The 19,046-nt window shown below is 70.8% G+C and carries 16 protein-coding genes and 1 pseudogene; 7 read left to right on the top strand and 10 right to left on the bottom strand.

Going from position 1 to position 19,046, the window contains the following annotated elements; translation table 11 throughout:
* Positions 1 to 117: 117 nt before the first annotated feature.
* The 8 genes from ACTWQR_RS48635 to ACTWQR_RS48600 form a co-directional block, all read right to left on the bottom strand.
* Positions 118 to 1,500, bottom strand: a complete 1,383-nt coding sequence (locus ACTWQR_RS48635; protein WP_443233760.1) for an 8-oxoguanine deaminase — start codon at positions 1,498 to 1,500, stop codon at positions 118 to 120.
* A 28-nt stretch (positions 1,501 to 1,528) separates the two neighbouring features.
* Complete coding sequence (gene pucL / locus ACTWQR_RS48630; RefSeq protein WP_443233759.1) at positions 1,529 to 2,446, bottom strand: factor-independent urate hydroxylase; 918 nt, start codon at positions 2,444 to 2,446, stop codon at positions 1,529 to 1,531.
* A 7-nt stretch (positions 2,447 to 2,453) separates the two neighbouring features.
* Positions 2,454 to 2,852 carry a hydroxyisourate hydrolase gene (gene uraH, locus ACTWQR_RS48625; RefSeq protein ID WP_443233758.1) on the bottom strand — a complete coding sequence of 133 codons (399 nt, stop codon included), beginning with the start codon at positions 2,850 to 2,852 and terminating at the stop codon, positions 2,454 to 2,456.
* Entirely contained in the window at positions 2,849 to 3,394 is a 546-nt protein-coding gene (gene uraD, locus ACTWQR_RS48620; RefSeq protein WP_443233757.1) for a 2-oxo-4-hydroxy-4-carboxy-5-ureidoimidazoline decarboxylase, read from the bottom strand. The genes uraH and uraD overlap by 4 nt, the downstream gene beginning before the upstream one ends.
* A 161-nt stretch (positions 3,395 to 3,555) precedes the next feature.
* Positions 3,556 to 3,867 (bottom strand): helix-turn-helix domain-containing protein, encoded by a 312-nt coding sequence (locus ACTWQR_RS48615; protein WP_443233773.1) that lies wholly within the window; start codon positions 3,865 to 3,867, stop codon positions 3,556 to 3,558.
* 59 nt (positions 3,868 to 3,926) lie between these two features.
* Complete coding sequence (locus ACTWQR_RS48610; protein ID WP_443233756.1) at positions 3,927 to 4,178, bottom strand: hypothetical protein; 252 nt, start codon at positions 4,176 to 4,178, stop codon at positions 3,927 to 3,929.
* 156 nt (positions 4,179 to 4,334) lie between these two features.
* Positions 4,335 to 5,276: a hypothetical protein gene (locus tag ACTWQR_RS48605; protein WP_443233755.1), complete on the bottom strand. Its 942-nt coding sequence runs from the start codon at positions 5,274 to 5,276 to the stop codon at positions 4,335 to 4,337.
* 3 nt (positions 5,277 to 5,279) lie between these two features.
* A complete protein-coding gene (locus ACTWQR_RS48600; protein ID WP_443233754.1) occupies positions 5,280 to 5,675 on the bottom strand; it encodes a hypothetical protein in 396 nt (131 codons plus the stop codon).
* 100 nt (positions 5,676 to 5,775) lie between these two features.
* On the opposite strand from ACTWQR_RS48600, the gene ACTWQR_RS48595 reads away from it, so the two are divergent.
* From ACTWQR_RS48595 to ACTWQR_RS48575, 5 genes are all read left to right on the top strand, one after another.
* Positions 5,776 to 10,329 (top strand): CHAT domain-containing protein, encoded by a 4,554-nt coding sequence (locus ACTWQR_RS48595; protein WP_443233753.1) that lies wholly within the window; start codon positions 5,776 to 5,778, stop codon positions 10,327 to 10,329.
* Between the two features lie 45 nt (positions 10,330 to 10,374).
* Positions 10,375 to 11,403: a hypothetical protein gene (locus ACTWQR_RS48590; protein WP_443233752.1), complete on the top strand. Its 1,029-nt coding sequence runs from the start codon at positions 10,375 to 10,377 to the stop codon at positions 11,401 to 11,403.
* A gap of 173 nt (positions 11,404 to 11,576) precedes the next feature.
* Positions 11,577 to 12,434, top strand: a complete 858-nt coding sequence (locus tag ACTWQR_RS48585) for a TIM barrel protein (protein ID WP_443233751.1) — start codon at positions 11,577 to 11,579, stop codon at positions 12,432 to 12,434.
* 58 nt (positions 12,435 to 12,492) lie between these two features.
* Complete coding sequence (locus ACTWQR_RS48580) at positions 12,493 to 13,383, top strand: 2-hydroxy-3-oxopropionate reductase (RefSeq protein WP_443233750.1); 891 nt, start codon at positions 12,493 to 12,495, stop codon at positions 13,381 to 13,383.
* A gap of 484 nt (positions 13,384 to 13,867) precedes the next feature.
* Positions 13,868 to 14,092, top strand: coding sequence for a hypothetical protein (locus tag ACTWQR_RS48575; protein ID WP_443233749.1), 225 nt, complete (start codon positions 13,868 to 13,870; stop codon positions 14,090 to 14,092).
* Between the two features lie 272 nt (positions 14,093 to 14,364).
* Here the strand turns inward: ACTWQR_RS48575 and ACTWQR_RS48570 are convergent, their stop codons facing one another.
* Complete coding sequence (locus ACTWQR_RS48570) at positions 14,365 to 15,570, bottom strand: erythromycin esterase family protein (RefSeq protein WP_443233748.1); 1,206 nt, start codon at positions 15,568 to 15,570, stop codon at positions 14,365 to 14,367.
* A gap of 70 nt (positions 15,571 to 15,640) precedes the next feature.
* Between ACTWQR_RS48570 and ACTWQR_RS48565 the strand changes: the two genes are divergently transcribed.
* Complete coding sequence (locus tag ACTWQR_RS48565; protein ID WP_443233747.1) at positions 15,641 to 16,411, top strand: TioE family transcriptional regulator; 771 nt, start codon at positions 15,641 to 15,643, stop codon at positions 16,409 to 16,411.
* Here the strand turns inward: ACTWQR_RS48565 and gcl are convergent.
* Positions 16,392 to 18,176 carry a glyoxylate carboligase gene (gene gcl, locus ACTWQR_RS48560; protein ID WP_443233746.1) on the bottom strand — a complete coding sequence of 595 codons (1,785 nt, stop codon included), beginning with the start codon at positions 18,174 to 18,176 and terminating at the stop codon, positions 16,392 to 16,394. The genes ACTWQR_RS48565 and gcl overlap by 20 nt on opposite strands.
* Positions 18,177 to 18,439: 263 nt before the next feature.
* Here gcl and ACTWQR_RS48555 point away from each other — a divergent pair.
* A pseudogene (locus ACTWQR_RS48555) lies at positions 18,440 to 19,046 on the top strand (hypothetical protein); the annotation flags it as partial.

Below are 19,046 nucleotides of genomic sequence, written 5' to 3'. Positions count from 1 at the left end.
TTCCGGGGCGCGCCCACGTGCGTGCGCACCCCGGACACGGTCGCCGTGGACCCCGCTCGCTCGGCTCCACGGCTACCGGCCGAGGGCCGTCCCCCTCGGCCGGAGCTCTTCAACTGTTCAGGCCTGCGCGGCGATCCGCGCGAGGCGCTGGGCCTCGTCCCGTGTGGAGCGGGCGATGGCGTCCTCGTCGACGTGCAGCAGCCGGCCGTTCTCGACGATCTGCTCGCCGTTGACGAATGAGGCGGTGACCGGCGCGGCGGCGCCGAAGACGAGGGCTGTGACCGGGTCGGCGATCGAGGCGTGGGCCAGGGTGTCGAGCTTCCACAGCACCAGGTCGGCGAGCTTGCCCGGCTCAAGGGAGCCGATCTCGCTTGCCCTGCCCAGGACTTGGGCACCCCCGTACGTACCGAGTCGCAGCGCCTGACGGGCATTCAGAGCGGCCTCGCGGTGGGCGCCGAGGCGGTTGATGAGCAGGGCGTTGCGCAGCTCGGTGTGCAGTTCGCCCGACTCGTTCGACGCCGTGCCGTCCACGCCGAGGCCGACCGGGACGCCGGCCGCGAGCATGTCCGGGACGCGCGCGATCCCGGCCGCCAGGCGGGCGTTGGAGGAGGGGCAGTGGGCCACTCCCGTCTTCGTGCGGGCGAAGGCGGCGATGTCGGAGTCGTTCATGTGGACGCAGTGCGCCATCCACACGTCCTCGCCGAGCCAGCCGGTCGACTCGAAGTAGTCGGTCGGGCCCATCCCGAACAGCTCCTTGCAGAACTGCTCCTCCTCCACGGTCTCCGAGCCGTGTGTGTGCAGCCGTACGCCCTTGCGGCGGGCCAGCTCGGCGCCCTGCTTCATCAGTTCGGTCGACACCGAGAACGGCGAGCAGGGGGCCACGGCCACCTGCGTCATGGCGCCGAAGGAGGCGTCATGGTGCTCGTCGACGGTCGTCTCGGTGGCGGCGAGCGCGCCTTCGAGGGTTTCGACGGCGAAGTCCGGCGGCAGCCCGCCGTCCTTCTCGCTGCGGTCCATGGAACCGCGGGCCAGGGTGAAGCGGACGCCCATCTCGCGCGCGGCCCGGATGATCGAGCCGGACAGGTCGCCGGAGCCCTTCGGGAAGACGTAGTGGTGGTCCATGGCGGTGGTGACACCGCCCCGGGCCATCATGCCCAGGGAGCCCTGCGCCGCCGCGTACGTCATCCGCTCGTCGATGCGCGCCCAGGTCGGGTAGAGCGTGACGAGCCAGTTGAACAGGTTGTGGTCCGTGGCGAGGCCGCGGGTGATCCACTGGTAGAAGTGGTGGTGGCTGTTGACCAGGCCGGGCGTCACCAGGTGGCCGGTCGCGTCGATGCGGCGCCCGACGTTCTCCAGGCCCTCCGGAGCCCTGCCCGTGCCGAGCGATTCGATGCGGTTGTCCGCCACGACCACGTGACCCGTCGCGTACTCGGTGTCGTCGGCGTCCACGGTCGCGATCGCGCAGTTCTCGATGACGATGCGCTGAGTCACCGTTGCCATCGTTCGTCCTCTACTTTCCGTGTCCGCCTCAGAGATTGGTGAGGTCCACCGGGATGTGCGCCTCGCAGCCGTCCCGCAGGACGGTCGCCTCGATGAGGCCGTACGGCCGGTCGGCGGCGAAGTACACCTCGTTGTCGTTCTTGAGGCCGAACGGCTCCAGGTCGACGAGGAAGTGGTGCTTGTTCGGCAGCGAGAAGCGGACCTCGTCGATCTCGCCGCGGTTGTCGATGATCCGCGAACCCATTTGGTACAGGCTCTGCTGGAGCGACAGCGAGTACGTCTCGGCGAAGGCCTGGAGCATGTGCTTTCGCACCTGCTCGTAGGACTCCTCCCAGGGGGGCATCCGCTGCTCGTCGTCGGTCCAGTTGAACCGCCAGCGCGCGGAGACCTGGGTCGCCAGGATGCGGTCGTACGCCTCCGGGAGCGTCGTGTACTCGTCCTTGACGTAGCCCCAGAACTCGGAGTTCGTCGAGTTCATCACGACGAGGTCCTTGAGGCCGGATATGACCTCCCACGACGAGCCGTCGTACGTGATCTGCGTGACCCGGGTCTCCTGGCCCTTGCGGACGAAGGAGTGCTTGGCCTCGTCGGCGCCGACGACCTCGGAGTCGGCGGTCTCGATGCGCTCCCAGGCGTACTCCTCGATCCGGATGCGCGCCGTCCTGATCGGCTCCTGCGAGGTCACGAAGTGCCGGGCGAGGTGGATGCCGAACTGCTCGGCGGACTCGATGCCGTGCTCCTTGGCGAAGGCGTACACCGTGTTCTTGGTGGTGTCCGTCGGCAGGACGTTCGCGTTGGAACCCGAGTAGTGGACCTCGTCCATGTCGCCGCTCAGCGACACGGAGACGTTGAGGTCCTTGATGTGGTGGGTGGCGCCGTCCCGCGTGATCTTGACGACGCGGTTCTCCGCTTTCCCGTACTGGTTCTGGCCGAGAATCGTGGGCATTGGTCTGCTAGCTCCCTCGGTAAACGGAGTAGCCGAACGGGTTGAGCAGCAGCGGTACGTGGTAGTGCTCGCCCGGCTTGACGGCGAACGTGATCGCCACCTCCGGGAAGAACACTCCGGGCGCGCCGCTGTCCCGATTCGCGGGGGCGTCCTGCTGCGCATCGGCTTGCTTTTTGTCGAAGTACGGTTCGACGGCGAAGTCGAGCCGTACGTGAGTGGTCCCTTCCGGCAGGGCCGGGAGGTCCTTGCACCGGCCGTCCGCGTCGGTCGCGGAGCCGCCGAGCGCCTGCCAGTCCGCCGCGCGGCCGCCACGGGCCGCGAGCTGAACGGCCACGCCCTCGGCGGGGCGGCCGACGCTGGTGTCCAGGATGTGCGTGGACACGGAGGCCGTGGTGTCGGTGCTCATGCCTGATCTTCCTGTGCGAGATCGCGCTGTGCGAGATCCTGCTGTACGAGGTTGCCGAGGCGGATGCGGTTGATCTTGCCCAGCTCGGTGCGCACGATCTCGCGCTCCTGCTCGGGCGAGTTGCCGATCCGCTCCTTGACCGCGTCACGCATCTGCTCGCCGGTCCGGCCGGTGGCGCAGATCAGGAAGACGTGGCCGAACCTGTCCTGGTACGCCAGGTTCAGTTCGAGCATCTCCGCCTTGAGCTCCTCGGAGGCGCCGGCCATGCCGCGCTGCTCGCGCGAGGAGGTCGGGTCGCCGGGCTTCGGGCGCCCGATCGGCGGGTGCCCGGCCATCGCCTCCGCCAGGTCCGCGGTGGTCAGCTCGGCCATGGCGGCGTCGCTCGTGGCGAAGAGGTCCCCGGCGGTGGCGTACGGGCGCCGGGCGAGCAGCAGGCGCGCCCACGCCGACGAGGCGCACACCTCGTGAAGGGCGGCGTAGGCAGCGTGCTCCTCCAGGGCGTTGAACCGGGCGAGGCCCAGCGGCGTGGAAGTCGAAGTCACCGGAGCCTCCGTGGCCTTGTAACTGAACGGGCTGCGAACAGCTAACGCCCTCCGAAACAGCGCGTCAACAGTTTGTTGAAAATTCCGGGTAACAGAAACCGCCACCCGGATGCCGGGCAGCGGCTCGTCGTGAGGGACCAGAAGTGGCAGGTTTCGCCTGATCAGACGCCCTTCTCGCGGTTCAGGTAGTTGTAGACGGTGAACCGGCTCACCCCGAGCGCGCTCGCCACGGTCTCCACGCCGTGCCGCACGGAGAAGGCGCCGCGCGCCTCCAGTACCCGCACAACCTCCTGCTTGGCCTTGCGGTCGAGCTCGGCCAGGGGCTTGCCCTTCTTGCGCTCCATGGCGGCCAGGATGTGATCGAGGGAGTCGGCCAGCTGGGGCAGGCGTACGGCGACGACGTCGGCGCCCTCCCAGGACAGCACGACGTCGTCGGGGCCGGCCTCGTCCGGCGGGAGCATCTCGCCGCCCATCGCGTCGACCAGCGGCTTCACGGCAGTGGCGAAGGGGTCGTCCCCGAAACCGGTCCTGGTCACTTGTCCGCCTCCCCGATCACGTTGACCTGGAGCGAGACCCGGGTGGCGCCCGCGTCCAGCGCCTTGCGCAGCAGGGTGTCGACCGCGGTGAGCACCGTGTCCGCACGGCCCTCCGCGGTGTTGCCGAACGGGCCGACGTCCACGGCGTCCAGCTCGGCCGCTTCGATGACCTCGCGGGCGACCAGCGCGTGCGGCGGTGCCTCGTCGAGATCGAACGGTTCGGTGGTGAACTCAACTCTCAGTCGCATCGCGCCCCCATACCTGTCTGACCTGCGCATTCCTACGGCCCTCCGGCGGGCAGGGCGTACCTGGGGCACGTCGTGCCGACGTGGACCGGGCCGTCGGCGCCCGGACCCCGACCTTAACGGACCGGGCGGACGATCAGCCGGGCCTCGGGGTCCGCCTCAGTCGGCGGGCAGGAGCAGGTCGGGAGGCGGGTCCTCGCCGTCGGCGAGATACGCGCTCAGCGCGGCGCCGTGCCGTCTGGTGAGCGGCCCCCTGCGGCCGATGCCCAGTTGGCGGGCGAGCTCCTGCGTGTGGAGGCGTACGGCGGACTCGACCAGGGTGGCGTAGGCGTCGGTGGCGGCGCGGAAGCGGTGCCAGGCCGTGAGCACGACCACGCAGGAGATCAGCGCGCCCGGCCACCACACGGTGGCGACGGCGAGGTAGAGCAGGCCCCAGCCCGTGAGGGTGGCGGCCCTGAGCATCCCCTCGCGCGCGGCGGTGATCTCGGCGCGCGTCGTGTCGGGGGCGTGCAGCCACAAGTGGGGCCAGACCACGGCCACTCGGATGCCGAGTTCCGTCAACCGTGACTCGACGACTCGCAGCCGGTCCCCGGTCCAGGTGGGCCGCTCGGGCGGGGCGTCGGCGACCCGGCGGAGCCGGGCGACGGCGACGGCCGCGCGGTCGGCGGCGTTCGGCTGCGCATCCCGCAGCTCCGCGGCCGCCAGGTCGGCCCCCGCCCGCGCCCTGCGCCGGACGAACCGCCGCCCCCGGCGCGCGACCAGTCGGCGTACGAAGCGGTGTGTCGGCTTCGGCCACCCGTGCCAGTCGTCGGCCAGCCACAGCCGCTCCACCAGCGAGCCCAGCGCCTGCGCGGCGAGCCCGCACGCGGCCGCGGCGAGCAGGAAGGCGAAGAGGCGGAGCAGCAGGTCCGCGGTGGACCCGGCCAGTGTGCCGGTGTGGCGGTCGAGCCGGGCCGGCAGCTCGCCGACCGCGTACCAGCGCGTGTGCCCCAACTCCCGCGCGGCGACCAGCACTCCGAGGAAGAGGGCGCCGGGCAGCACGAGCAGTGACAGCCAGCGTTCGGCGAGCTTCTTGCCGAGTTCGGCGAGGAGTCCGTTCACGGGTCACAGCCGCTTGAGCCGCAGCGGGGTGCCGTCGAGGTCGCAGGCGGGCGGAGAGTCGGCGGTCTCGTCGGCCCAGTGGTGGCGCAGGCAGCGGCGGTGGGGGCACAGATAGATCCCCTGTTCGCGCCCGGCGTCACCGATACCGGCGAGCTGTGCGCCGATCGCGCGGGTACGGCCGTACAGACCCAGCGCGTCGCCCTCGGCCCGGATGCGCTCGTTCAGCCGCTTGGCCGCCGCGTCGACGTCGCCGTCGTCGCGTACGGCGGTCAGCAGCCCGTCGACGGCTTCCCGCGACTCGTGCCCGCGCAGTTGACTACGGAGGTCCTCCACATGGGTGAAGAAGTAGATCAGCGCCTCGGACGTGCGCCGGGCATTCCGATCGGGGCGGTCGGTCATTGTTTCTCCGGTCGGGCCGTGCGGGGTGCGGTGTGACGATGCTGAGTACGGTAGGCCAACTGCGCGTCGGCATACGGCGCTTCCTCTACTGTCCGCAGGCATGACCATGGAACGGGAGGCGGAGCGGGACGCGCTGCTCGCCGCCGCACGGACGCGATTACGCGGAGTCAAGGCCACCGGAGACACCTCGCTCCTGTGGACGCCGGAGGCGCAGGCCGACGTACGGGCGCTGCTCGGGCTGGTGGCCGCGGGCCGCCAGGACACCGAAGTCGGCTACCGGCTCGGCTGGCTGCTTCTGCTCGGCGGGCCGGAGCGACTTGACGACTCCCTCGTGGAGACGATGGCGGACGGCTTCGCGGGGGCTCTGCTGGCGGGCGTCGACGACCTTCCCGCCCAGTTCCTGTCCGGGATCGCCTCAGCCGCCGAACCGGCCGCCATCGCTCTGCTGAAGCAGGCCCTTTCCTCGATCGACCCGGTCCTCCTGGACACCGTGGTGGAGCAGTACCGGCGGATTCTGGCCGCCACGCCCGCCGGTCATCCCGGCCGCCCGCAGCGGCTCGCGAATCTGGGTGTCGCCCTCCACACCAGGTTCGAACGGAGGCCGTCGGAGGAGGACGTGACCGCCGCGCTGGACGCCCACCGCGAGGCGGTCGACACGACGCCCGCGGACGACCCCGACCTGTCGATGCGGTTGAGCGGCCTGGCGGGTGCGCTGTGGTCCCGCCACCGGCTGACGGGAGAGCTCACCGACCTGGACGCCGCCATCGACACCATCCGGGCGGCGGCGGACGCCGCGCCCTCCGGTTCCCCGCACCACGCGCTGTGTCTGTCCAACCTCGGGCTGACGTTGCGGGACCGGTTCGGGCGCAGGGGGGATCCGGCCGATCTCGACCAGGCGATCACCATCGTCCGGCAGGCGTGGGAGATGACCCCGCCGGACGACCCGAACCGCTCGGTGCGGCTGCGCAACCTGGCCGGAACCCTTCTGATCAGGTACGGGCAGACCGGGGGTGCGGGGGCGCTGGAGGAGACCGCCACCCGCCTGCGTGCGGGGGCCGACGTCCCGGTGGACGTGTACGCGGTCGGCTTCCTGGCCGGCCTGGACGACATCCCGCCCGAGGTGGCCTCCGACGTCGCCGCGACGGTGGCGCCCCTCGTCATCGGTCGCCAGCTGCGTCTGGTCGCCTCGTACGACCCGGCCGAGCACGAGACCGTCGTCGAGACGTGGGGACGCATCCTGGGCATCGTCCCGGCCCGCGATCCCCGGCGGCACCTCTACCTCGCCAATCTGAGCCAGGCGTTCATGCTCCGCTACCAGCAGACCGGTTCGCCGGCGGACCTCGACGCGGCGCTCACCATCGCACGCCAGTCGGTCAAGGCGGCCCCGGAGGCCGATCCGGACCGGTGCATGGGACTCGCCAACCTGGCGTCCTCGCTCGCCGAGCGGCACCGGTGTGAAGGTGCCACAGAGGACCTGGAACTGGCCGTCGACCTGATACGGGAGGCCACGGCACGACTCCCCCACGACCATCTCCAACGGGCCCGGTTCCTCTGTGACCTGGGCGCGCTTCTGAGCACGCGGTTCCATCGCCACCAGGATCCGGCAGACCTCGACGACGCCATCGCGGTCCTTCGCGAGTCCACCCGGACCGTACCGGCCGATCCCATGGGCCCGGGGCTCGCCCTGAACAACCTGGGCGAGGCGCTGCAACTGCGCCACACCCTCGCCGGGGACCCGGCCGACCTGGACGAGGCGGTCGACGCCCTGTGGAGGGCTGTCGACGTCACGCCGGAGGGGCATACGGGCCGCGCCCAGTACTTGGACTCCCTGGGCGGAGCTCTGTGCACACGATTCGAGCAGTTGGGGAACGAGCGGGACCTGGACCAGGCGGTCACCTTCCTCCGCGCGGCCCTCTCCGCCGCCCCCGTCGGCTCGCCCCTCCGGGCGAGGTGCCTGACGAACCTGGCCGTCATTCGCTACGTCGCCCTCCACCGGCCGGGGCTGCGGTCGGCGGACCTGGACGAGGCGGTGGCCTCGGTCCGAGAGGCCCTGGCGACCCTGCCTGTCGGACACCCCGGGCACGCGAAGTGCCGCGGCCTCCTGGTGAACGCCCTCCGGATGCGGTTCGACCACACCGGAGACCCCGATGATCTGGCCGAAGCCGTCGGACTCGGCAGACGCTTGGTCGAGGCGGGGCCGGACATCGCTCCGGCGGAGTGGACCGAGCAACTCAACGCCGGTGCCACCGCGCTGCTCACCCACTATGGGCAGACCACGTCGATGTCCGACCTCGACGCGGGGATCGCCTCGCTCCGTACGGCGCTCCGGGCGCCGGCGCCGGGTCACGCCTCTCGGCCGACCCTCCTCGCCAACCTGGCTCTCGCACTCGTGTCGCGCTTCGGGCGCAGCCAGGACGGAGCGGACCTGGACGCCGCGATCGGCGCCCAGCGCACGGCGGTGGAGGCGACCGGACCCGCGCACTACAGCCGTTCCCAGCTCCTGAGCGGCCTCGGGGCGTTCCTCCAGGCCCGGTACGCCCACCGGGAGTCGAGAGCGGACCTGGACGAGGCGATCGACGTCTTCGCGGCGGCGGCCGAGGCGGCCTCGCCCGGCCATCCACTGCGGTACCTGTTCCTCTCCAACTTGAGCAACGCCCTGCGGCTGCGGTCCGAGGCGACGAGAGAGCCCGCCGACGCCGACGCGGCGGTGGACATCGCCCGTGAGGCGGTCGCCGCGGTACCCGTACGCAGTGCTCGTCGGCCGTGGATCCTCTGCGGGCTCGGCCACGCGCTGCTCCAGCGCCACCAGCTCCACGGCTCGGCCGCCGATCTGGACGAAGCGGTCGCGATCCTGTGGGAGGCATGCGACGGCCTCGGGCCCGACCGGTTGGAACAGCCGATCGTCCTCCTCCTGCTGGGAGACGCCCTGCACGCCCGCTTCGAACGCGACGGCGACCACGCCGACCTGGCGGAGGCCGTACGGCTGATCGCACAACCCGCGTCGAATCCGTCGCTGTCCCCCATGGCACGCATCATGGCGGCGATGCAGGCGGGACAGTTGGTGGGCGGCTCCGACCCGGCACGCGCCGCCGACTTCTTCGAATCCACCGTCGCCCTCCTCCCCCAGGTCGCCCCGCGCCAACTACGCCGTGGCGACCAGCAGCACGCGCTCGGCCGGTTCGCCGGACTGGCGTCCAACGTCGCCGCCAGGACGCTGGGCGATCCCGCCCGGCCTCCCGAGGCACGCGCGGTGCGCGCCCTGCGGTTCCTGGAGACGGGCCGGGGTGTGCTGATGGGACAGGCACTCGACGCCTGGGGCGATCTCGCGCCGCTGCGTGAACGGCACCCGCAACTCGCCGCCCGCTTCGAGGAGTTGCGCGACCTCCTGGACCGGCCCGACGACGGGTCGGACGCGCTGATGGGGGGCATCACGGGGATCAGTCCCGACGGGGAACTCGTCGCGGGTGACCGGCACCGGCTCGCCGCCGACCTCACCGCCGTACTCGAACAGATCCGCGCGCAGCGGGGATTCGGCGCCTTCGGGCTGCCGCCCAGCGTCGAAGAGCTCCTCGCGGAGGCCGAGCAGGGCCCCGTCGTCGTCCTCAACGTCACCAGCGCACGCGGTGACGCCCTGCTCGTCACGCGCACCGGCGTCACCGCCGTGCCGCTGCCCGGGCTCACCCTGGAGACCGCGACGGACATGGCCGTCGGCTGCCAGGCCGCCGCCCGCAACGCGACGGACGCCGACCCGGACGTGCGGATGTCGGCCCAGGACACGCTGTCCGCGATCCTGGCCTGGCTGTGGGACGTCGTCGCCGAGCCGGTCCTCACCGCGCTCGGGTACGACCGCTCGCCCGCGAACGGCGTGTACCCGCGCGTGTGGTGGGTGCCCTGCGGACCGCTCAGCTGGCTCCCGATCCATGCCGCCGGCCACCACGACGGCTCGGACCGGGCGGTCCTGGACCGGGTCGTCTCCTCCTACACGCCGACCGTCCGCGCCCTGCGCCACGCCCGCCGCCCGCTGCCGCACGCCCCTGCCACCGGCCGGCCCCTGGTCGTCGCCATGCCCACCACCCCCGGCCAGCCCCCGCTCGACTTCGCGGCGGACGAGGTCGAGGTGTTCGAGGAGCACATGGCCGAGCCGGTGATCCTGCTCGCCCCGGAGAGACCGCCGACGCGGGACGACGTCCTGCGCCTTCTGCCCGGCTGCCCGGTCGCCCACTTCGCCTGCCACGGCGACAGCAGCGGCGAGGACCCGTCACGCCACCAACTGCTCCTGCACGACCACGCCGAGGCCCCGCTCACCGTCGGCGAGCTCGCCTCCGTACGGCTCGACCACGCGCTGCTCGCCTACCTGTCGGCCTGCGAGACCGCCGTCTCCTACGACGGCCTGCTCTTCGACGAGGCCATCCATCTGACGTCGGCCTTCCAGCTGTCCGGGTTCCGGCATGTCGTCGGCACGCTGTGGCCGGTCGTCGACGACACCGCCGTCGACTTCGCGGAGGCCTTCTACACCGCCCTCCGGCCAGGCCCCGGCGCCGCCCCCGACCCCGCCCGCGCGCCCTACGCCCTGCACGCGGCGATACGGCAGCTGCGCGGCGCTCTGCCCCGCACCCCGTCCCTGTGGGCGTCGCACGTGCACACCGGCGCCTGATCCCGACCGGCAAGACAAGACAAGACAAGGCACGAGAAGGACAGCATGGATCGAACCCCCCTCCCCCCGCACGCACTCGCTCGCCAACCGCTCGCCACCATCGCGACGGTGGTCTCGCTGGCGGCGTTCCTCGCGGTGCCCGCCGCTTTCGGCGGTGCCGCCCTGGGCGTCTTCTTCGTCCTGTGGATCGCGGGGCTCCTGTTCTACGGCGTCCACGCCGGGCAGAAGCAGCTGCGTGAGGTCGAGCGGGACCGCGCCCGGTCCCGCAAGTCGCATGCCGCCTCGATGGCGGACCGGATGCTCCGCGCACAGCGCGAGGGCTACGAGTTCGAGGACTCCTCCGCCGAACTGGCCGAGGGCTTCGGCCGTATCCCACAGGAGGTCACGGACCACTTGACGGAGGAGAACCAGGTCATCGCCCGGCACGCGGCCGACCTCGTGGCGGAGGGCGTGCTGCGGATGCGGCTCAGCGACTTCCACGTCACCGTGTTCGACCTGGAGGTGATCAACTACGAAGACGTGGCGGAGCTGAAGAAGCGCTGCCGGTACGGCCGGGCCGCCGAGGCGTCGAAGGACTACCTGACCGTGTGCGTCGTCACCCTGCCCATGCCGCTGCCGTACGTGGCTGCCGCCCACCTGTTCGGGGAGGGACGGAAGGGGGCCGACCGAACCCTGGATCCCGAGTTCGCGGACTTTCTGCTGTCCGTCCCCGCGGTGCGGGAAGCCGCCATGAACGCCGAGCAGCCTTGGTCCGTGGAGCAGGACCGGCTCATCGCCTGTGCGTGGACGAACTCCGGCCTGGACACGCCTGCGGCGCTGAGCCTCGCCTCCCGGATGGCGGCGCTGGCCGGCGAGTTCCCCTGGGCGGAGCTGGACCGGTTCCGGCTCGCCGAGCCGGAACCGCGGCACCAGTACACCCTGTGGGCCTCCCTGGGTCCACAGCCCGTCGAGCCGGCCGTCGGCTTGGTACAGCGCTGGGAGGAGGCGCAGATCGGCCGCACCGACCTGCGCGCCTACAAACCCAACGATGAGTGGCTGGACTTCCAGGCGGCGGCCGAGCAGCCCTCCGCCTGAGAGATTCGCATCCGTCCTCCGAGCCCGGCGACACAAGCCTCTTCGCGCCCGTCGCCGGGCTTCGGCGTTTCCACCTCTTGACAAGCCAAGACACGAGACGGCAATCTTCCATTAAGCAGAAACAAACTTCCACAATATGGAATATCGATTATGGAAGGGAGCGACCGACGCCCATGCCGGGTTTCTCGATGGACGCAGCCGCGGCCCAGCGCTTCAACGTCAACCTGTCGATCCTCTTCACGGAGTTCCCGCTCCTGGAGCGGCCCGCGGCCGCCGCCGCGGCGGGCTTCACGGCGGTCGAGCTGTGGTGGCCCTGGGTCGACTCCCCCACCCCCGAGCGGTCCGGGCTCGACGCCCTGAAGAAGGCGATCGAGGGCGCGGGCGTCCAGCTGACGGGCCTGAACTTCTACGCCGGGCAGCTGCCGGGCCCCGACCGGGGCGCGCTGTCGATTCCCGGTGCGGAGTCCGAGCGGTTCCGCGCGAACATCGACGTGGCGGCGGACTTCGCGCAGTCGCTGGGCTGCGGGGCCCTGAACGCCCTGTACGGCAACCGTGTCGAGGGAGTGGATCCGGCCGAGCAGGATGAACTCGCCCTGGCGAACCTGGTGTTGGCGGCCCGCGCGGCCGACCGCATCGGTGCGGTCCTCTTGATCGAGACCCTCAACAAGCCGGAGTCCCCGCGCTACCCGCTGGTGACCGCCCCGGCCGGCGTCGCCGTCGTCGACAAGGTCAACGAGGCGACCGGTCTGGGCAACGCCAAGTTCCTGATGGACCTGTACCACCTGTCCATGAACGGCGAGGACCTGCCGTCAGTGATCGAGCAGTACGCCGCGAAGACCGGCCACGTCCAGATCGCCGACAATCCGGGCCGCGGCGCCCCCGGCACCGGCTCCCTCCCCCTGGAGGAACTCCTCGGCCGCCTGAAGAAGGCCGGCTACGACGGCTGGGTCGGCCTGGAGTACAAGCCGGGCGACCGCCCCAGCGCGGAGGCCTTCGACTGGCTGCCGCGCGAGGCTCGCGCGGCGCACTGACGGCAGTGCGCCGCAACTCACGGACGTATCGCAGTAGTCGCAGTCAGAAAGGCACCCCATGAGTAATCTCCCCAAGGTCGCCTGGATCGGTCTCGGCATCATGGGCTCCCCCATGTCGGAGAACCTGATCAAGGCCGGGTACGACGTCACCGGATTCACACTGGAGCGGGACAAGCTGGACCGGCTGGCCGCCGCGGGCGGCACCGCGGCGGGCTCGATCGCCGAGGCCGTGCGGAACGCCGACGTGGTGGTCACGATGGTGCCCGCGTCTCCGCAGGTCGAGGCCATCGCGTACGGCCCCGACGGCATCCTCGAGAACGCCAGGTCCGGCGCCCTCCTGATCGACATGTCCTCCATCACCCCGCAGACCTCCGTGGACCTGGCGAAGGCCGCGGCGGCGAAGGGCATACGTGTCCTGGACGCGCCCGTGTCCGGTGGCGAGGCCGGGGCCGTCGAGGCCGTGCTGTCCATCATGGTCGGCGGCGAACAGGCCGACTTCGACGAGGCCGAGCCGATCTTCGAGGCCCTCGGCAAGACCATCGTGCTGTGCGGTCCGCACGGCTCCGGCCAGACCGTGAAGGCCGCGAACCAGCTGATCGTCGCCGTGAACATCCAGGCGTGCGCCGAGGCCGTGGTCTTCCTGGAGAAGTCCGGTGTCGACCTGAAGGCGGCCCTCGACGTCCTCAACGGCGGCCTCGCCGGCTCCACCGTGCTGACGCGCAAGAAGGACAACTTCCTGAACCGCGACTTCAAGCCGGGCTTCCGTATCGACCTGCACCACAAGGACATGGGCATCGTCACGGACGCCGCGCGCAATGTCGGCGCCGCGCTACCGGTCGGCGCCGTGGTCGCCCAGCTCGTCGCCTCGCTGCGTACGCAGGGCGACGGCGGCCTGGACCATTCCGCGCTGCTGCGCTCGGTCGAGCGCCTCTCCGGCGCACAGCTCTGATCCAGGGCCCGAAAAGCCTGGGCCTGAATGGTCCGAACCCCGGCCGGGCCCGCACAATCCTCAAACCTCCGGGCGGCGCCGCCGCTGACACTTGTCCTGTCGCGCCCGAGCGGCGGCGCCGCCCGGAACCCAACCCCTGCGCGAGGACCGGTCCTCCTCGATTCCCCGACCGCGTCAGCCCTCGTGGCAGGCGCCGCGCGGGACCGCGGCGGCGTGCGAGCCAGTGCGGTGGTGAAGGTCCCGAGGCCCCCTTCTCGACCTGAGGGAAGGGACGTCCCGGCTCCGTCGCATCCGCCGCGGTCCCGGCCACATCACGAGAGCCGAGTACGGACGGTCCCGTACTCGGCTCTCGTCACGACCCGTACTCGGCTCTCGTCACGACCCGGGGCCGGCGAGCGAACGGCGGGCGTGGGGGATCGTGCGGGCCGGGTCTGACACTCCCTTCCGACGTGCGGATTCCTCGCGGCGGCACGAGCCTGGGAGCATGGAGAATCCGAGCATCGTTGTGCATCCCCCGGCGCTGGACGGATCGCGCCGGGTCACCGCAGGCAGTGAAACCCTCGGACTCGCCTACCACCTCGACGACGTCGTCGAGATCCTGCGCCTGGCGGACCTGGACGAGATCGAGGTGCAGGAGAGCGACATCATCGACTGGCAGGGCGGCGGCCCCGACGACTGGCCCGGGCTGTCGGAGCACCCGGCCGAGTGACGGCGTGCGTGCGGTACGTACGACGTACGTATTCAGACGTACGGCGGCTACGGAACCCTCAAATCAACCTCTGAACATGGCCCGAGGGCTTCAACTCGCTGTGGTTCAGGGCACATTCTCAGCACATGAGGCCCGCCGGCACGGGGGCGGCGGGCCTCATTCGGGGGAACACGGGGGAACACGGGATCCACCGCGCAGCGGTACGACGCTTCGGCAGGAGCCGTACGGGGTCGTGCCGCTGCGCGGTGGGCCCCGCACCGCTGATGGCGGCACTAGCTCTGCGGGACGTCCTTGACGAACACGATCCCGTCGATTCCGGATAGGTGGGCCGGGTCGAGTGCGGAGTAGCCGTACCAGGTGGACACGCGCGGGGCGGGCCGCGTGTCGCTGAGGGCAGTGGCCAGCCGGGAGGCGTCGACGACGTAGCGGTCCTCCGGGAGCGCGTAGAGGAGTCCTTCGACGGTGTCCTGTGGCGGGGTGTCCACTCCCTGATGCCGAATCGTGCCGAGGGCCGTGGCCACGAAGGCGTATTCCTCGCCCAGGCGGGCGTTCACGAGTGCGCCGGCGCTCCACCACTCCAGCAGTGGCTGGTCCCACATGCGCATCGTGCTCCTGTCGCGCTGGAGATGGCTGTTGTGGGCGTGGACCAGGGCGGGGTTCCGTTCGGCGATGGCGAGGAGGTTGTCGGCCATCATCGAGTCCCGCAGCCCGATCAGCCGTGTCATGCGGGCCGGTGAGGTGTCGGCCATCCAGAAGTGGTAGCGCAGCAGGCCGGTGGCGGTGCGCCCGTACAGGTGCGCCCGGTCCCAGTCGTCCCGCGAGGTCGCCGCGATCAGGTGCGGCGTCTGCGCGTCGAGCAGCATCACCAGATCGTCGGCCAGCAACCGCAGCTCCCTGGCCTCGGCCGACTGGCCCACGGACTGGGCCGGGTCCATCATCGCGGCGGGATCGGTCCACTGGTCGTCGGCGCCGAGCAGGCGGTCGAGCGTTTCCGCGGTGCAGGGGAGCAGATCCGCGTCCACCTGGGCCGCGAGGTAGCCGTGGAGTGCGGTGAGGGCCTGCCGGGGGCTCGCGGCACCGGTCATCTCCAGCGGGCCGTCGAAGCCGGCGAAGCGGAGCTGCTCGGACGTGGGACGGCCGTCGTTGTACTCCCTTGTCCAGCGCACGAGTTCGCGGTTGGCCGCGGACTCGCCGAACCCGTGGCTGAATCCGTGCTCCATGACCTCGTCGAGGGTGCCCGTGCCCCAGGTGACGTAGTCGTCCACGACCAGGCCCATCATGCAGTCGCTCTCGATCGCGATCGTCCGGTAGCCCTCCTGCTCGACGAGCTGCCGGAAGAGCTCGTTGCGCACCTCGAGCAGGGTGTCCTCGCCGTGGGTGGGCTCGCCCAGGGCGAGCAGCCGCGGCCGGGCCGGGAGCAGCTTCATGACGGCGGCGGCCTCAACGGCATGGACGAGGTCCTTGATGTCAGTAGCCATGCCTTCAACGGTATCGTTGAACCTTCGGTTGAAACTTTGCTGCGATACTGGTTGGGATACTGGCGGGCCCATGGGGAGAAACCTTCAAAGCGGGGACCGACTCCGGCCGATTGACCTGGCGCGCGAGCACAGTCTGTCCACGCAGGCGATCAGGAACTACGAAGAGGCCGGCATCCTGCCGGCCGCCGATCGCACACCCCACGGCTACCGCACCTACACTCCGCTGCACACGCGAGCCCTGCGCGCGTTTCTCGCCCTGCTGCCCGGCCATGGCCACCAGACGGCGACGGCGATCATGCGTGCCGTGAACCAGGGCGCGGTCGATGAGGCGTTCCACCTCATCGACGTGAGCCACGCCCAGCTACTCGAAGATCGGCGGACCCTCCAGGCCGTCGAGAGCGCCCTCCACGACCTGGCGCCCACCGCAACGCCCGAGTCCGGTGGCGGGTCCGAGCCGGTCGCGGTGTCCGGGCCCGGCGACACGTTCATCGGGCCGCTGGCAGGGAAGCTCGGAATCCGGCCCGCGACGCTCCGCAAATGGGAGCGCGCCGGGCTGGTCCGCCCCCGCCGCGACCCGCTGACCGGGTACCGCGTCTACGACGAGGCCGACGTACGGGACGCCCGGCTGGCCCACCAGCTCAGGCGGGGCGGCTACCTGCTGGAGCAGATCGCCCCGCTGATCGCCCAAGTGCGCGCGGCCGGCGGGCTCGAGCCGCTGGAAGCCGCCCTGCGCGACTGGCACGGTCGGCTGTCCGCCCGCGGGCGGGCGATGCTGACCGGAGCCGCCGAGCTGGAGGCGTACCTGCGCGATGCCTCGCCTGTCACACCTTCAAGGTCCTGATGGACGTGGGCGCGTGGCCGGGCTCCGTCGCGATCTCCTCGAACTCCACGACGTTGCCGATGTCGTTGGTCGTGGACATCGAGATGTTCGTGACGCGCTCCAGGATCGCCTCCACCACGACGGGCACCTGGAACTCGGCGGCGAGCTTCTTGGCCTGCTCGAAGGCGGCGCGCAGCTCGCCCGGGTCGGTGACGCGGATCGCCTTGCAGCCGAGACCCTCGACGACCTTGACGTGGTCGACTCCGTAGACGCCGAGCTCAGGGGAGTTGAGGTTCTCGAACTCCAGATTGACCTGGAAGTCGATGTCGAACGCTCGCTGAGCCTGGCGGATGAGACCCAGGTAGGAGTTGTTCACCAGGACATGGACGTACGGGATCCGGTGCTGGGCCCCGACGGCCAGCTCCTCGATCATGAACTGGAAGTCGTAGTCGCCGGAGAGGGCGACGACCTGCGCCGCCGGGTCGGCCTTGGCGACGCCGAGCGCGGCCGGGACGGTCCAGCCAAGAGGGCCGGCCTGGCCGCAGTTGATCCAGTGGCGCGGCCGGTAGACGTGCAGCATCTGGGCGCCGGCGATCTGCGAGAGGCCGATGGTGGTGACGTACCGGGTCTCCGGGCCGAAGGCCTTGTTCATCTCCTCGTAGACGCGCTGCGGCTTGATGGGGATGTCGTCGAAGTGTGTACGACGCTGGAGGGTGGCCTTCTTCTCCTGGGCCGCCTGAGCCCACGCGGACCGGTCCGGCAGGCCGCCCCGTTCCTTGAGTTCGCGGGCGACCTCGACGAACAGCTCCAGCGCCGCCTTGGCGTCGGACGCGATCCCGTAGTCCGGGGCGAAGATCCTGCCGATCTGAGTGGGCTCGATGTCGACGTGCACGAACTTCCGGCCGGCCGTGTAGACGTCCAGTTTGCCGGTGTGGCGGTTGGCCCAGCGGTTGCCGATGCCGAGGACGAAGTCGGACTCCAGGAAGGTCGCGTTGCCGTAGCGGTGCGAGGTCTGGAGGCCCACCATGCCGGCGTTCAGCTCGTGGTCGTCCGGAAGGATGCCCCAGCCCATCAGGGTCGGGACGACCGGAATGCCCGTCAACTCGGCGAATTCCACGAGGAGTACGGAAGCATCGGCGTTGATGACGCCGCCACCGGCGACAATCAGCGGGCGCTCCGACTCACCCAGGAGCGCGATCGCCCTCTCGACCTGGGCACGGGTCGCGGACGGCTTGTAGACCGGCAGCGGCTCGTACGTCTCCGGGTCGAACTCGATCTCCGTCAGTTGGACGTCGACGGGGAGGTCGATGAGGACGGGGCCCGGGCGGGCGGAACGCATCAGATGGAAGGCCTGCTGGAAAACGCCCGGGACCTGGGCGGCCTCCAGGACGGTGACGGCCATTTTCGCCACCGGCTTGGCGATCGAGGCGATGTCGACGGCCTGGAAGTCCTCCTTGTGGATCACCGCGGTCGGGGCCTGCCCGGTGATGCACAGGATCGGGATCGAGTCGCCGGTCGCGGAGTACAGGCCGGTGATCATGTCGGTACCGGCCGGGCCGGACGTACCGATGCAGACGCCGATGTTGCCGGGAGCGGTACGGGTGTACCCCTCCGCCATGTGCGAGGCGCCCTCGACGTGGCGGGCGAGGGTGTGGCTGACTCCACCGGACGCCTTGAGGGCCGCGTAGAACGGGTTGATCGCCGCGCCCGGGACACCGAACGCGTCGGTGACGCCCTCACGCTTGAGGATCTCAACTGCCGCGCGGGCAGCGGTCATACGAGCCATTGCGTACTCCTGCTTCGGCCGTCGGATTCGGGCTCCCGTCGCGCCCCGCGGTGAGCTTCAAATTCCGCGCTGAATTCCGTATTACGGAAACTAACTTCTACTATCTGGAAGCAATGTAGGTGGGGGCCTGGAAGGCGTCAAGAGTGGACGTATGGACCGAGGGCGCCGGGAATCCCGGGGCGTCGGACCGTTTCGCTGTCGGAGGGCGGGGTTCCGGAGGACGATGGAGGGGCTGTTCCGATGGGGTCTTCTGGAGTGGGGTCATGGCCGAGAGCGTGCCGGTACGGTGTCCGGCCTGTCGGCGCGAGCATGTCTATGCGGCGCCGTCGTATCCCTGCGCGTGCGGCCGGCCCGTGACGCCGGTGCTCGACCGGCGTGCGCCCCTGGAGTCCGTCACACACCACACCTGGGACGACGACTGGGTGACGGTGCGCTGCGAGGCCTGCGGGCGCATGGACCAGTGGCCGCGGCCGGAGCTCGGGTGCCCCTGCGGGATCGTGCTGCGGATGCCGGTGGTGGAGGCGGATTCACCGGCGCGGGGGGACGCGGTGCAGGAAGGGGCGGACGACCGCGTGCAGGAGGGAGCGGACGACCGCGTGGGCCGGGGTAGCGAAGACGCACCCGAAGACCGGGACGCGGGCACCGGCGACCTCCCGGAAACGGAAGCCGAAGCCGTGCCGGGCACGGACGCGGACGCGGACGCGGACGCGGACAACGACTCCGACGCAGACGCAGACGCAGACGCAGACGCAGACGCAGACGCAGACGCAGACGCAGCCAACGACCCCGACGCCTCCGGTGTCGCGAAGGGCACCGACCACCCGGCCGCGCCCCCTCCCCGTGCGTCCCACAGCCCGGCCCGCATCCCCC

Origin of the sequence: Streptomyces sp. 2A115 (assembly GCF_052245575.1) — a bacterium.
Taxonomy (GTDB): domain Bacteria; phylum Actinomycetota; class Actinomycetes; order Streptomycetales; family Streptomycetaceae; genus Streptomyces.
Note: the sequence above shows the minus strand (reverse complement) of the source record. Positions and strands in the feature narration are given on the sequence as shown.